The sequence below is a fragment of the Pseudoduganella aquatica genome (assembly GCF_020865585.1).
Lineage (GTDB): Bacteria > Pseudomonadota > Gammaproteobacteria > Burkholderiales > Burkholderiaceae_D > Rugamonas > Rugamonas aquatica_A.
In genome coordinates this window covers 2,597,599-2,610,521 of the sequence record NZ_CP086370.1, presented here as the reverse complement: position 1 = coordinate 2,610,521, position 12,923 = coordinate 2,597,599, and the positions used below count along the sequence as shown (strand labels likewise).

At 65.7% G+C, this 12,923-nt stretch carries 13 protein-coding genes; 10 read left to right on the top strand and 3 right to left on the bottom strand.

The features are described 5' to 3' along the window. Window positions 1-109 precede the first annotated feature (109 nt). From KT882_RS11495 to KT882_RS11485, 3 genes are all read left to right on the top strand, one after another. A complete protein-coding gene (locus tag KT882_RS11495; RefSeq protein ID WP_228895842.1) occupies window positions 110-2,152 on the top strand; it encodes an AsmA family protein in 2,043 nt (680 codons plus the stop codon). Window positions 2,153-2,260: 108 nt separating this feature from the next. Next, entirely contained in the window at window positions 2,261-2,572 is a 312-nt protein-coding gene (locus tag KT882_RS11490; protein WP_228895840.1) for a BON domain-containing protein, read from the top strand. A 27-nt stretch (window positions 2,573-2,599) separates the two neighbouring features. Beyond that, complete coding sequence (locus KT882_RS11485) at window positions 2,600-2,812, top strand: glycine zipper 2TM domain-containing protein (protein WP_161075391.1); 213 nt, start codon at window positions 2,600-2,602, stop codon at window positions 2,810-2,812. A 13-nt stretch (window positions 2,813-2,825) separates the two neighbouring features. On the opposite strand, the gene KT882_RS11480 is transcribed toward KT882_RS11485, so the two are convergent. Next, window positions 2,826-3,569 carry a Crp/Fnr family transcriptional regulator gene (locus KT882_RS11480; protein WP_161075392.1) on the bottom strand — a complete coding sequence of 248 codons (744 nt, stop codon included), beginning with the start codon at window positions 3,567-3,569 and terminating at the stop codon, window positions 2,826-2,828. Between the two features lie 138 nt (window positions 3,570-3,707). Here KT882_RS11480 and KT882_RS11475 point away from each other — a divergent pair, with 138 nt between their 5' ends. From KT882_RS11475 to KT882_RS11460, 4 genes are all read left to right on the top strand, one after another. Next, on the top strand, window positions 3,708-4,385 hold the full coding sequence (locus tag KT882_RS11475) for a glycine zipper 2TM domain-containing protein (RefSeq protein ID WP_228895838.1): 678 nt from the start codon (window positions 3,708-3,710) through the stop codon (window positions 4,383-4,385). Between the two features lie 98 nt (window positions 4,386-4,483). Next, complete coding sequence (locus KT882_RS11470; RefSeq protein WP_161075394.1) at window positions 4,484-4,630, top strand: lmo0937 family membrane protein; 147 nt, start codon at window positions 4,484-4,486, stop codon at window positions 4,628-4,630. 15 nt (window positions 4,631-4,645) lie between these two features. Further along, on the top strand, window positions 4,646-5,329 hold the full coding sequence (locus KT882_RS11465; protein ID WP_228895836.1) for an OmpA family protein: 684 nt from the start codon (window positions 4,646-4,648) through the stop codon (window positions 5,327-5,329). 37 nt (window positions 5,330-5,366) lie between these two features. After that, window positions 5,367-5,906, top strand: coding sequence for a DUF3617 domain-containing protein (locus KT882_RS11460; RefSeq protein WP_161075206.1), 540 nt, complete (start codon window positions 5,367-5,369; stop codon window positions 5,904-5,906). Between the two features lie 11 nt (window positions 5,907-5,917). Here KT882_RS11460 and KT882_RS11455 read toward each other — a convergent pair whose 3' ends face one another. After that, a complete protein-coding gene (locus KT882_RS11455; protein ID WP_228895834.1) occupies window positions 5,918-6,754 on the bottom strand; it encodes a branched-chain amino acid aminotransferase in 837 nt (278 codons plus the stop codon). A gap of 49 nt (window positions 6,755-6,803) precedes the next feature. After that, complete coding sequence (locus KT882_RS11450; RefSeq protein WP_228895832.1) at window positions 6,804-7,886, bottom strand: porin; 1,083 nt, start codon at window positions 7,884-7,886, stop codon at window positions 6,804-6,806. Window positions 7,887-8,042: 156 nt separating this feature from the next. Between KT882_RS11450 and KT882_RS11445 the strand changes: the two genes are divergently transcribed. The 3 genes from KT882_RS11445 to cls all read left to right on the top strand — a co-directional run bounded on the left by KT882_RS11445 (window position 8,043) and on the right by cls (window position 12,879). Then, window positions 8,043-9,353 (top strand): acetyl-CoA hydrolase/transferase family protein, encoded by a 1,311-nt coding sequence (locus KT882_RS11445; protein WP_161075209.1) that lies wholly within the window; start codon window positions 8,043-8,045, stop codon window positions 9,351-9,353. A 124-nt stretch (window positions 9,354-9,477) separates the two neighbouring features. Continuing rightward, on the top strand, window positions 9,478-11,481 hold the full coding sequence (locus tag KT882_RS11440) for a site-specific recombinase (RefSeq protein WP_228895830.1): 2,004 nt from the start codon (window positions 9,478-9,480) through the stop codon (window positions 11,479-11,481). Between the two features lie 3 nt (window positions 11,482-11,484). After that, a complete protein-coding gene (gene cls / locus KT882_RS11435) occupies window positions 11,485-12,879 on the top strand; it encodes a cardiolipin synthase (RefSeq protein ID WP_228895828.1) in 1,395 nt (464 codons plus the stop codon). Window positions 12,880-12,923: the final 44 nt, after the last annotated feature.

Here is a 12,923-nt window from a genome sequence, read left to right as displayed (position 1 = left end):
ACGTTATAAGCGTTCCCAGGAAACCATTCAGTACGGTGCCGCACATTGCAGCCGCGACGCGTGGTGTAGGCTGCGCGTATAAACATAGAACACAAAGAAAGGCCGCATCATGCCCATGCCACGAAAGACAAAAATCGCCCTCGCCATCGGCGCCACCGTGCTGGCCGTGCCGGCCGTGGCGCTGGTGGTGCTGCTCAACTACGACTGGAACCGCGCGCGGCCCTGGCTCAGCGAAAAAACCAGCGAGGCCATAGGCCGCCCCTTCGCCATCAAGGGCAACCTGGCGCTGACGTGGGAAAAACAGATCGTGCCCGAACGCGAGCGCAGCTGGCGCGACCACCTGCCCTGGCCCCACTTGGTGGCGCGCGACGTCCACCTCGGCAATCCCGCCGGCATGGAGCCGGCCGAGATGGCCAGCGTGGGCGAGTTCTCCTTCTCGCTGAATCCCTTCGCGCTGCTGGGCAAGGAGATTTCGATACCGGTGCTGCGCTTTGAAACCCCGTCCGTGCTGCTGCAGCGCGGCGAGGACGGCCGCAACAACTGGACCTTCGACAAAAAGGACAAGCCCTCGCCCTGGCGCCTGGACCTGCAGCGCGTGGTGTTCACCAAGGGCACCGTGCACTACAAGGACGCGCTGGCCAAGGCCGACGCCACCGCCGAGATCGACACCATCAACGCCGACCCGTTGTACGGCGTGTCCTGGAAACTCAAGGGGCAGTGGCGCGGCGCGCCCGTCAGCGGCGGCGGCAAGGCCGGCGCCGTGCTGTCGCTGCAGCAGCAGACCGCGCCCTACCCGATCGCGGCCGACGTCAACCTGGGCGGCACCCGCATTGCCGTGGAAGGCACGCTGACCAAGCCCGCCGCGCTGGCCGCGCTGGACATGAAGCTGACCCTGTCCGCGCCCAGCATGGCACGCCTGTACGCGCTGACCGGCATCGTGCTGCCGGAGACGCCGCCCTTCACCACCTCGGGCCACCTGAGCGCCACGCTGGGCAAGGACAGCGGCCACTACACCTACGACAAGTTCACCGGCAAGGTCGGCTCCAGCGACATCAGCGGCCATATGGAATACCAGCAAAAGCAGCCGCGCGGCTACCTGAGCGGCAACGTCCACTCGCGCCTGCTGCAGTTTGCCGACCTCGGCCCGCTGGTGGGCGCCGATTCCAACGCCAGCAAGGAAGCGCGCGGCCTGCCAGCCGTGCAGCCCAGCGGCAAAGTGCTGCCGGTGGAAAAATTCCGCACCGAGCGCTGGACCAGCATCGACGCCGACGTGAAATTCAAGGCCGACCGCATCGTGCGCGAGCACCAGCTGCCGATCGCCAACCTGGTGACCGACTTCCACTTGAAGGACGGCGTGCTGGCGCTCACGCCGCTCAATTTCGACTGGGCCGGCGGCACGCTGGCCTCCAACGTCAAGCTGGACGGCAGCGGCCGCACCGACAAGAACGCCATCCGCGCCGAGCTGAAAGCCACCGCGCGCCACCTCAAGCTGAAAGAACTGTTCCCCACCCTGGACGGCCTGAAAGCCAGCGTGGGCGAGATCAACGGCGACGCCTCGCTCAGCGCCACCGGCGACTCGGTGGCCACCCTGCTGGCCGGCTCCAATGGCGAAGTGAAGGCGCTGATCAACCAGGGCAGCATCAGCAAGCTGCTGCTGGAACAGATGGGGCTCAACCTGGGCAACGTGGTGCTGACCACGCTGTCCGGCGACAAGCAGGTCAAGCTCAACTGCATGGCGGCCGATTTCGCCGTCACCAAAGGCCTGGCGCAGACGCGCGAGTTCATCGTCGACACCGACGACGCCGTCATCAACGTGAACGGCAGCGTGAACCTGGCCAGCGAGCAGCTCAACTTGACGCTCAAGCCCGACAGCAAAGGCCTGCGCATCATCACGCTGCGCTCGCCGCTGTATGTGACGGGCACCTTCAAGCAGCCGGACGTGAGCGTGGACAAGGGCGTGCTGGCCCTGAAGGCCGGCGGCGCGCTGGCGCTGGCCGTGGCGGCGGCCCCGGTGGCGGCGCTGCTGCCGCTGATCAACACCGGCCCCGGCAAGGACAGCGAATGCGGCAAGCTGCTGGCGCAGGCGCGCGTCAAGCCGGTGGCGCCGCCGCCCGGCAAGACCCTGAAAAGCAAGCCCGCGCAGAAACAATAGGCCAGCTTTGCTCCAGCGTGAGGTGGCGTACAGAACAATCAGCCGCGACGGGCTACGCTGATCCTGTAGCAAGCGCCGCTCCAGGCGCCACACCACAAGGAGCCAATAATGAAACCTCTGCAATCCCTCCCTGCCCTGCTTGGCGCGCTGATGCTGGCCGCCACGGTGGGCTGCGCATCGACGAGCACCTCGGAAAGCACCGGCGAGTATCTCGACGATACGGTGCTGACCGCCAACGTCAAAGCCGCAATGGTGAACCAGCCGGACCTGAAAGCCTCCGAAATCAACGTGGAGACCTACAAGGGCGCCGTGCAGCTTAGCGGCTTCGTGTCCTCGCAAGAGGAAATCGACAAGGCAGTGGCGGCCGCGCGCAGCATCAACGGCGTGAAAAGCGTAACGAACGACATGCGTCTCAAGTAATCCCCCCAACCATCAAGGAGAACCACCATGAACACCATCAAACACCTCGCGGCCATCGCCGCCATCCTGTCCCTGAGCGCTTGCGCGGGCATGTCCCAGCAAGATAAAAACACGGCGGTCGGCGCGGCCGTCGGCGGCGTGGCCGGTTCGGTGCTGACCGGCGGCAGCGCGGTCGGCGCCGTGGGCGGCGCGGCAGTGGGCGGCGTGATCGGCAACCAGGTCAACAAGCCACCGCGTTAATCCCCGCCGGCTGTCACAGAAACACGTTAGCCATACCGATACTCCCCGTGTCCTTGACCATCTCGTAGCAACGGCAGGACACGGCCTCCAGGCCGGCCGAATCCAGTATCTCGATATTGCCCCGGCTGTAGGTAATCAGCTTCTGGTTCTGCAATGCGCTGGCCGCCTTGGTCACGCCGACGCGCCGCACCCCCAGCGCGTGCGCCAGGAATTCATGCGTCAGGTGGAATTTCTCCGATTGCAGCCGGTCCCGCGTAATGAGCAGCGAACGCGCCAGCCGCGCCTCCAGCACATGGAAGCGGCTGCACACGGCAATCTGGATCGCCTGCGCCAGCAAGGTATCGGTGTAGCGGTACAGCAGGCGCTGCAGCGACTCCATGCGGCCGAACTCGGCGCAGAAATCGCCCGCCTGGATGCGGCTGGCGTGCCCGGCTCGCTGCACCACGGCCCGCACCTGCGCCAAGCGATGGCCCAGCGCCACGGACGCGCCTATCATGCCCTCGCGCCCCACCGAGCCCACTTCCAGCGTCATGCGCCCTTCCGCCACGGCCAGCAGGGAAATCAGGCTGTCGCTGGGGAAGTAGATGTACTGGATGGCCTGGCCCGGCTCGTACAGCACGTCCCCGACGTCCACATGCACCTGCTCGCAGAGCGAATCGAGGTGCAGCAAATCGTCTTCGGGCAGGCTGGCCAGCAGCCGGTTGCCGAAGTCCGGCGGCGGCATGCTGCTATGTGCGGAGGCGAAGGTCAAGTCCATGGGATGGGAATAATTATCGTTTCTTTATCGTGAATTTCAGATTAGCGGCAATGAATAGCGGTGTATGTACGCTGACGCACTGAACCAGCCGGGCAGCGGGGAGAAAATCCTACGCATCAGACTGTTAAGGAAACCATCATGAACACCACCTCCCTGCGCACCAACCATCCACTGCTGCTGGCTGCGGCCATTGCCGTCATCCTGTTCTGCAGCGTGGGCATCGCCGCAGTGATGGGCTGGCTGCCCAACTCCAACAGCACGCCATCGCCCCGGGCCGAGCTGCCCGTCCAGGCCGCCGCAGCGCCGCTGCCAGAGGCACAGGGCCAGACGTCCTATCCCGGCTACCACCCCGGCCCCGGCCCCGGCTCCAGCCTGACGCCGGTGCCGCCGCCGGCGAACCGCTCCGGCGCCGATGCGGGCGGCGGCTACGCTCCCGCCGCCGAGCCGCAGCGCGTGGCGCAGGCCGAGCCTGCCGCACCTGCCGTGTGCAAGAGCTGCGGCGTGGTGGAATCCGTACGCGAAGTGAACACGCGCGCCCAGGGCAGCGGCCTGGGCGCCGGTGCTGGCGCCGTGGTGGGCGGCCTGCTGGGCCACCAGATCGGCGGCGGCACGGGGCGCCAGCTGGCCACCGTGGCGGGCGCGGTGGGCGGCGCCGTGGTGGGCAACCAGGTGGAAGGCAATATGCGCGCCACGCGCAGCTACACCATCAAGGTGCGCATGGACGACGGCAGCTACCGCACCTTCCACCGCAGCGCGCCAAACTGGCAGCAGGGCGAACGCGTGCGCGTGGTGAAAGGCGAACTGCGTCACGGCTAGGAAATTTTCCTGTATGTACGGCACCGTACAGATAAGCACTGCATCAACGCCGATACTGAAGCTTCCAACATCAACATCCACACGAGAGGACCACTATCATGCTCTATACCATCGCGGTTGTACTGATCATACTTTGGCTGCTGGGCCTGGTGACTTCCTACACCATCGGCGGCTTCATCCACGTTTTGCTGGTAGTGGCGGTCATCATGATCCTGCTGCGCCTGATAAGCGGACGCGGCATTTAGCGTAAAGGAGTCACCATGCAGCAAATCAGCAAGAAAAAACTGAGCGGCGCCCTGGCCGGCGCCCTGGCGCTGGCCATCGCCAGCACCGGCTGCGCCGACATGTCGGCCACCCAGCGCGGCACGGCCACCGGCGCCGGCGCCGGCGCCGCGCTGGGCGCGCTGATCGGCGGCACCACGGGCAGCCACAGCAGTGGCCGCACGGCCGGCGGCGCGCTGATCGGCGCGGCGGCCGGCGCCGTGATCGGCAATATCTGGTCCACCCGCATGGAGAACCAGAAGCGCGCCATGGAACAGGCCACGCAAGGCACCGGCGTCCAGGTCAGCAAGACCGACGACAACCGCCTGCGCCTGGAAATTCCCAGCGATATCTCCTTCGACACCGGCCGCGCCGACATCAAGTCCAACTTCCGCCCCATCCTGGACCGCTTCGCCGCCACGCTGAACGAGAACCCCGCCGCCACGGTCAGCATCATCGGCCACACCGACAGCACCGGCAGCGACGCCATCAACCAGCCGCTGTCGGTCGACCGCGCCAGCAACGCGCGCGACTACCTGGCCGCGCGCGGCGTGTCGCCCACCCGCATCACGGTGGAAGGCAAGGGCTCGCGCGAACCCATCGCCTCCAACAACGACGACAGCGGGCGCGCGCGCAACCGCCGCGTCGAGATCTTCGTGGCGGAACCGCAAAGCCGGGGCTGATTGGAGTATGCTGGCGGCTGAACTGACAGGAGCCGCCATGCCACAAGCCCGCCACATCCTGCCGGCCGCCATCCTCGCGGCCGGCTTTTTGCTTCCCGCCGCCGCCCAGACCATACGGCCCGGCCTGTGGGAAATCACCAACAAGATCCAGTCCGCCAGCGGCGGCAACGCCCAGGCCCTGTCCGAGGCGCAAAAGCAGCTCGCCAGCCTGCCGCCCGAGCAGCGCAAGATGGTGGAAGCCATGATGGCCAAGCAAGGCGTGGCCCTGAGCAGCAGCGGCGACGGCGGCATGAAGCTGACCTACTGCGTGACCAAGGAAATGGCGGAGAAAAAGGAATTGCCGACGGGGCAGCAAGGCGACTGCAAGTCCACCAGCACGCCCGTGGCCGGCGGCATGAACGTCAGCTTCACCTGCACCAAGCCGCCGTCCAGCGGCAGCGGGCAGGTGATCTTCCAGGGCGACAGCGCCTACACCGTGCGCATGACCATCAACGGCGCCATGCAGGGCAAGCAGGAGAGCATGACGGTGGACAGCACCGGCCGCCTGCTCAGCCCGGATTGCGCGGGCAGGAAATAGTCACTGGGTAATCAGTGCTGGTCCATGAAGGCGAAATACAGGTCGCGCGCCTGCGTGGCCACCGGCCCGACAGGCAGCGTCCGCCCTTCATAGCGCACGCAAGGCGTGACCTTGCCGTAGTTGCCGGTGTTGAAGATCTCCACCGCCGTCAGCAGCTCTTCCGGCTTGACCGAACGCTCCTCCACCGCCACGCCGGCCTCGGCCAGCAGCTTGATCACGCGCGCGCGGGTGATGCCGGACAGAAAGGTGCCGTTCGGCACCGGCGTCACCACCTTGCCTTCAGGCGTGACGAAGAACAGATTGGCGGTGGCGAATTCGGCCACGTGGCCCTGGCTGTCCACCATCACCGCATTGTCGTAGCCCTTGTCCTTGGCCAGGCGCAGCGCCTTGGTGGAATTGGCGTACAGCGCGGACGCCTTGGCGTCGGCCACGGCCATGTCGGCGTCCGGACGGCGCAGCGAGGACAGGCAGGCGGAAAAGCCCGTGAACGGCGGCATGGGCGCGTCGAACAGCGTCAGCGCGAAGGCCGACTTCTCGGCCACGGGGATCAGCAGGCCGTCGGTGCCGAACACCAGCGGACGGATATACAGCTCGGCGTCGGCCGGGAATTTGGCCACGCCCTCGCGCACCAGCTTTTCCATCTCGTCCACGCTCAGCGGGCACACCAGGCCCACGCTGGTGGACGAGCGCACCACGCGCTCCAGGTGCGGGCGCAGGTCCGGCATATGGCCGCGCACCGAGCGCGCGCCGTCGAAAACGGAAGAACCTAGCCAGACGCTGTGGTCCATGGCGCCGAACAGCGGCGCATTGCCTTCACTCCAGCTGCCATTGAAATAGGTGAGATACATAGGTTTCCAAGCGGTAGTTGTACACAGTCTTCGACTGTAGCACAGCCGCCTAGAAGGAGTGGTGCAAGCCCAGGTTGATGCCGCTGTTGCCGCGCCCCCTGTCGGTGGCGTTGCCCACCGTATAGCCGGCGCCGTTCTTGTTCTTGATCTTGGCGTAGGCCGCGTACAAGCTGGTGCGCTTGGACAGCGCGTAGGTCACGCCGGCCGCGAGCTGGTCCGCGTCCTGGTTGGCCAGCGTGCGGTCGTTCTTGTGGATGTAGGAGACCATAAAAGTCGCCGCCCCCACCGGCACCGCCACGCCGGCCAGCATGTCGTGGCTCTTGCTCGACGGCGTGGGCGCCACCAGCGCGCCGTAGGGAGTGGACGCGTCCCACGGCGAGCTGCCGAGGCCCCGGTTGACCCCGTAAGCCGCGTACACCGTGGCCCGGCCCAGATTCACATTGGCCGCCACCAGCGTGTTGCGCGAGGAATAATCGACCGCCGGCACGACGCCGGTCGCGTCCGACAGATTGTTCTTGCGCTGGTGCGCCACGCGCAGCGTGAACGGCCCCTTCTCATAGCCTATGGTGGCGCCGTAGGCGCGGTTGAAGCGTGTGCTGTAGGGCGACTCGCCGAAACTGTAGATGGCGCTCGCGCTCCAGCCATGCAGCTGTGGCGTGGCGTACTTGACGGTGTTGTCGTAGCGCCGCGTGGTGTAGCCGGCCAGGTTGGTGGCAGCACCCGCCATGCCGCCCCGGAACGGGTCGGCCACGTCGATCAGGGCCTCGTACTGCAGATTGTACTGGCGGCCCAGCGTAATGGCGCCCCAGCCGCTCTGCAGGCCCACAAAGGCCTGGCGGCCAAACAGCCGCCCCTCCTCGGACTGGCCGGTGTCCGCGCCCAAGCCGGCTTCCAGCGTGTACACCGCCACCGTGTCGCCGCCCAGCTGTTCCTTGCCGGACACGCCCAGCCGCGAACCGCTGGCGACGCCGCTGCTGACCTTGGTTTTGGCGCACGCCGTGCCGCAGCCGCGCTCGGCCACCACGCCCGCATCGAGCACGCCGTAAATATTGACCGACGACTGGTTGCCAGCCGACTGCGCCAGCGCAGGCAGCGGAACGATCAAGGCCAGGGTACAGAGCGCGGTTTTCATGATAAGGACCAGCCTACGCCCCCGAGCCGGGCAATTCTGTGCGCGCGCTCACATTCAAACCGGTCAATTGTCGTCCACTTGATATTCATCATATCAACAAGGGTATAGTTTAGAGAAAAATAGACGCAGATCAAAAACCCGGAAAGGCAGGAGACCATGAACACCGCAGCATCGCAGTACGCCAAGCAATACGCCGACAAGCGCATGTCCGCCAGCGACGCCATCGAGCAGGTGCGCGACGGCGACTTCATCATCGTCCCGTCCGGCGCCGGCGAGCCGCCCACGCTGCTCACCGAGCTGTCCGAACAGCGGCGCCGCTTCCGCGACGTGAAAGTGTCGCAAATCCTGGCGCTGCGCAAATACGGCTATTTCGACTGCGACACGGTGCAGCATGTGCGCCACGTCGCCCTGTTCTTCGGCGGCGCCTCGCGCGCGGCCGGACAGGCGGGCTGGGCCGATTTCATCCCCGCCTATTTCTCCGAGCTGCCCAGCCTGATCGAGCGCGCGCAGATCCCGTCCGACGTGGTGTTTTCCATGGCCTCGCCGATGAACGAGCAAGGCTGGTTCTCGCTCAGCCTGGGCGCCGACTACACCATGGCGGCGGTGCAGAAAGCCCGCGCCGTGGTGCTGGAAGTGAACCCCAACGTACCCTTCGCGCACGGCCAGTGCCACGTCCACATTTCGCAGGTGGCCGCGCTGGTGGAAAGCAGCGAGCCCATCATTGAAGTGGGCCTGCCCAAGATCGGCCCGGTGCAGGAAGCCATCGGCAAATACGTGGCCGACATGATAGAAGACGGCTCCACCCTGCAGATCGGCTACGGCGGCATACCGGACGCGGTGGTGATGCAGCTGACCGGCAAGCGCGACCTCGGCATCCACACCGAAATGATAGGCGACGGCATCCTCAACCTGGTGGAAGCGGGCGTGGTGACCAACCGCAGGAAGACCTGGCTGCCGAACAAGATGGTGGCCACCTTCGCGCTCGGCTCCAAGCGCCTGTACGACTATATGCACCACAACCCCATGCTGGAAATGCACCCGGTCAACACCACCAACGACCCCTATATCGCCGGGCAGAACGACAAGCTGATCGCCATCAACGCCAGCCTGCAGATCGACCTGCTGGGCCAGTGCGGCTCGGAGAGCATCGCCCACCTGCCCTACTCCGGCACGGGCGGCCAGGTCGACTTCGTGCGCGCGGCCAACCGCTCGCGCGGCGGCAAGGCCTTCATCGTGCTGCCCTCGACGGCCAAGGACGGCACCATCTCGCGCATCGTGCCCACGCTCACGCCGGGCACCCACGTCACGACGGGCAAGAACGACATCAACTACGTGGTGACGGAATACGGCGTGGCCCAGCTGCGCGGCAAGTCCGCCCGCCAGCGCGCCGACGAGCTCATCAGCATCGCCCACCCCGACTTCCGCGCCGAACTGCGGCAAGCCGCCGCGAAAATCAACCTCTGCTAAAGCAAAAAAGGGGTCAGGGTTAATTAATCCGTCCTGGACGAATTAATTAACCCTGACCCCTTTTTTGAGTCCTTTTTGCAGTGGAGAAAATGTGCGCTTGCAGCATTTAGGGTAAACTGTCGGGATGCTTAATATTCTTGAAAGCATCTCCGATGCGAACACCGGCATCGATACGCTGGTAAAACTGTTCAACACCCTGCGCCCCAAGCGCGCTGCCGACGCGGGCAAGGCGATCGCCAATGTCCGCACCCTGACCCGCTTGCTCAAGGCCGATCCGGCCCATGCCCAGGCCTTGCGCGACTACATCGTGCGCCTGCTGGGCGAGCGCCGCCATTCGAGCTTGTACACCGAGATCGGCGTGCTGTCGAACGATGGCTTCTTCACCGAGCTGAAGCGCCGCATCGCCTACCGCCTGCTGCCGCCCGCGCTGGGCGACGAGTACCTGAGCGATGCGCTCGACCAGCTGGCCCACGAGCAGACCGACCACCTGTGGATCGCCGCCGTGCCCGCCGCCGACTGGCTGGACCTGTTCGACACCATCTTCACCGCCGTGCCCGGCATGCGCAATGTGATGCTGGCCGGTCTGCTGGACGCGATCCGCACCCTGTCCTACCGCGTGGCGGCCATCGGCCTGGAGCCGAAGCTGACCAATTTCCACACCGAAATCGAGGTCTTCGATTCCCCCTTCACCGAGCAGAACCGCGAAGTGAACGCCTACCTGGACGGCTACCAGCTGCTGCTGGCCGGCGAGGCCGCCGAGGTGGAGGACGCGCGCCACCTGCTGGTGATGCTGGACCAGTGCGAGGACGTGGTGGCCAAGATCCGCAAGAAGGCCCTGGTGCAAGGCACCAGCATCGCGCTGACCTATCTGCTGGTGACGCTGACGCAAAGCGTGGACCGCCTGCGCAAGCTGCTGTTCCTCGTGGACACCCCGGACGCCTCGGCCGAGGCCCGCCGCGCCGCCGCCGTGGCCCTGATGCTGGAGCTGATCGAAGCCCACAACAAGAAGTACACCGTGCGCGACCTGCTGGCCGACAATATCCACCTGCTGGCGCGCAACGTCACCGAGAACGCCAGCCGCACCGGCGAGCACTATGTGGCCGACAAGCGCAGCCAGCTGGGCGGCATGTTCCTGTCCTCGGCCGGGGCCGGCGTGGTGATCGGCTTCATGGCGCTGTTCAAGATCCTGATGTCCTATCTGCGCGCCGCGCCGCTGGTGGAAGCCTTCCTCTTCAGCATGAATTATTCGCTGGGCTTTATGTTCATCCACCTGCTGCACTTCACGGTGGCCACCAAGCAGCCCGCCATGACGGCCTCGCGCATCGCCACCGGCCTGCAGAGCCGGGACGGCAAATACCTGGACATCGACAGCATGGCCGAACTGGTCAACAAGGTGTTCCGCACCCAGGTGTGGGCGGTGCTGGGCAACCTGGCCACCGCCATTCCCGTGGCCTGGCTGATCGCCTTCGGCTGGCAGCGCATCACCGGCCACCACCTGGTGTCGCCGGACAAGGCCATGCATCTGCTGCACGATATCGACCCCATCGGCAGCCCCGCCCTGCTGTACGCGGCGGTGGCGGGCGTGTGCCTGTTCCTGGCCGGCCTGATCTCGGGCTACTACGACAACAAGGCGCTGTACACGCGCTTTGCGCAGCGCGTGTCGCAGCGGCGCGGCCTGGGCCGCCTGATCGGCCAGCAGCGCCTGGACCGCCTGGGCGTCTACCTGGAGAACAACCTGGGCGGCCTGATGGGCAATTTCTACTTCGGCATCCTGCTCGGCACCATAGGCACGCTGGGCTTCCTGCTGGGCCTGCCGCTGGATATCCGCCACGTTACTTTCTCCTCTGCCAACTTCGCGACAGCAATTGTTGGACTCGATCACAATGTCAGCTGGCAACTGGTGTTGAAGTCCGTATCGGGATTCCTTGCCATCGGCGCGGTCAACCTTATGGTCAGCTTTGCGCTGGCGCTGTGGGTGGCGCTGCGTTCGCGGCAGGTGCGCTTCAAGCATGGCTTTGCGCTGCTGAAAGCGCTGGGACGCCGTTTCATCACGGCGCCGGTGGACTTCTTCCTTGGGGCCAGGGATACGGCCCCCTCGTTGCCGGACGAGTCCACTATCAAGAGATAAACCATGACACTCCGAGGCGCGCACTGCTGGCTGGCTACTTTACTGACCTGCTGGTCCCTGGTGGCGTGCGCTTCGCTGCCGGCGGTGGTGGCGGACGACGCCAAGGCCAAGGCGGCCGTCTCCGCCCCGCCCCGCATCGAAACCGCCGACGGCAAGCTGTCCGCCAGCACCAGCGCCGCGCTGCTCAAGAAGCGCTGGGCCAAGGGCGCGCTCGACGTGCAGCAACAAGCGGCGCTGGAGGAAGCGGCCACCGGCGTGCCCCTCATCGCGGGCAACAAGGTACAGCTGCTGTTCGACGGCCCGGCCACCATGGCGGAAATGCTGAAGGCCATCGCCGCCGCCAAGAACCACATCAATTTCGAGACCTATATCTTCGACCAGGACGAGCTGGGCAACCAGTTCGCCGACCTGCTGCTGAAGAAGCAGGCCGAAGGCGTGACCGTCAACATCATCTACGACAGCGTGGGCACGCTGGGCGTGCCCCAGGCCTTCTTCGACCGCATGCGCGCCGGCGGCATCAAGCTGGTGGCCTTCAATCCCGTCAACCCGGCCAAGGTGCGCGGCAACGGCTGGAAGGTGAACAACCGCGACCACCGCAAGGTGCTGATCGTGGACGGCAAGATCGCCTTCGCCGGCGGCATCAACATCAGCGACACCTATTCCAAGAGCTCGCCCTTCCGCTCCAAGAGTCCGCCCACCGACAAGTCGCAAGTGGGCTGGCGCGACACCCATGTGAAGCTGGAAGGGCCGGCCGTGGCGGCCTTCCAGTGGCTGTTTATCCAGGCCTGGGCACAGCAGGACAGCGACGACCTGCGCGACGCCGACTACTTCCCCACCCCGGTGATCGCCGGCGACCGCATCGTGCGCGTGCTGGGCAGCGCGCCGGGCGGCAAGTTCGAGATCTTCAAGGCCTATCTGCTGGCGATGCAGGAGGCGAAGAAATCCATCCACATTACCATGGCCTATTTCGTGCCGGACGAGCAGACCATGACGGCGCTGACCGACGCAGCCAGGCGCGGCGTGGACGTGCGGCTGGTGCTGCCCAGCGTGTCCGACAGCGGCCTGGTCTGGCACGCCGGACGCGCCAAGTACGACGAGCTGCTGGCGGCCGGCGTGAAGATCCACGAGCTCAAGCTGGCGGTGCTGCACGCCAAGACCGCCGTGATCGACGGCGTCTGGTCCACCGTGGGCTCGACCAACCTGGACACGCGCAGCTTCCTGCACAACAGCGAGATCAGCGTGATCGTGCTGAGCGACAGCTTCGGCGCGGAAATGGAGCGCGCCTTCCAGGAGGACTTGCGCAACTCCAACGAGATCACGCTGGAGCAGTGGCGCCACCGCCCCTGGAGCATGCGCATGAAGGAATGGTCGGCGCGCTTCATGGACTACTGGCTGTAGCGCCCTGCCCTTAGTTGCCTTAAAACATACGGTACGCTATGATA

Bases quoted from the DNA above. Each gene is read 5' to 3' on its own strand.
- KT882_RS11495 (WP_228895842.1), top strand. From the start codon at position 110: ATGCCCATGCCACGAAAGACAAAAATCGCCCTCGCCATCGGCGCCACC.
- KT882_RS11490 (WP_228895840.1), top strand. From the start codon at position 2,261: ATGAAACCTCTGCAATCCCTCCCTGCCCTGCTTGGCGCGCTGATGCTG.
- KT882_RS11485 (WP_161075391.1), top strand. From the start codon at position 2,600: ATGAACACCATCAAACACCTCGCGGCCATCGCCGCCATCCTGTCCCTG.
- KT882_RS11480 (WP_161075392.1), bottom strand. From the start codon at position 3,569: ATGGACTTGACCTTCGCCTCCGCACATAGCAGCATGCCGCCGCCGGAC.
- KT882_RS11475 (WP_228895838.1), top strand. From the start codon at position 3,708: ATGAACACCACCTCCCTGCGCACCAACCATCCACTGCTGCTGGCTGCG.
- KT882_RS11470 (WP_161075394.1), top strand. From the start codon at position 4,484: ATGCTCTATACCATCGCGGTTGTACTGATCATACTTTGGCTGCTGGGC.
- KT882_RS11465 (WP_228895836.1), top strand. From the start codon at position 4,646: ATGCAGCAAATCAGCAAGAAAAAACTGAGCGGCGCCCTGGCCGGCGCC.
- KT882_RS11460 (WP_161075206.1), top strand. From the start codon at position 5,367: ATGCCACAAGCCCGCCACATCCTGCCGGCCGCCATCCTCGCGGCCGGC.
- KT882_RS11455 (WP_228895834.1), bottom strand. From the start codon at position 6,754: ATGTATCTCACCTATTTCAATGGCAGCTGGAGTGAAGGCAATGCGCCG.
- KT882_RS11450 (WP_228895832.1), bottom strand. From the start codon at position 7,886: ATGAAAACCGCGCTCTGTACCCTGGCCTTGATCGTTCCGCTGCCTGCG.
- KT882_RS11445 (WP_161075209.1), top strand. From the start codon at position 8,043: ATGAACACCGCAGCATCGCAGTACGCCAAGCAATACGCCGACAAGCGC.
- KT882_RS11440 (WP_228895830.1), top strand. From the start codon at position 9,478: ATGCTTAATATTCTTGAAAGCATCTCCGATGCGAACACCGGCATCGAT.
- cls (WP_228895828.1), top strand. From the start codon at position 11,485: ATGACACTCCGAGGCGCGCACTGCTGGCTGGCTACTTTACTGACCTGC.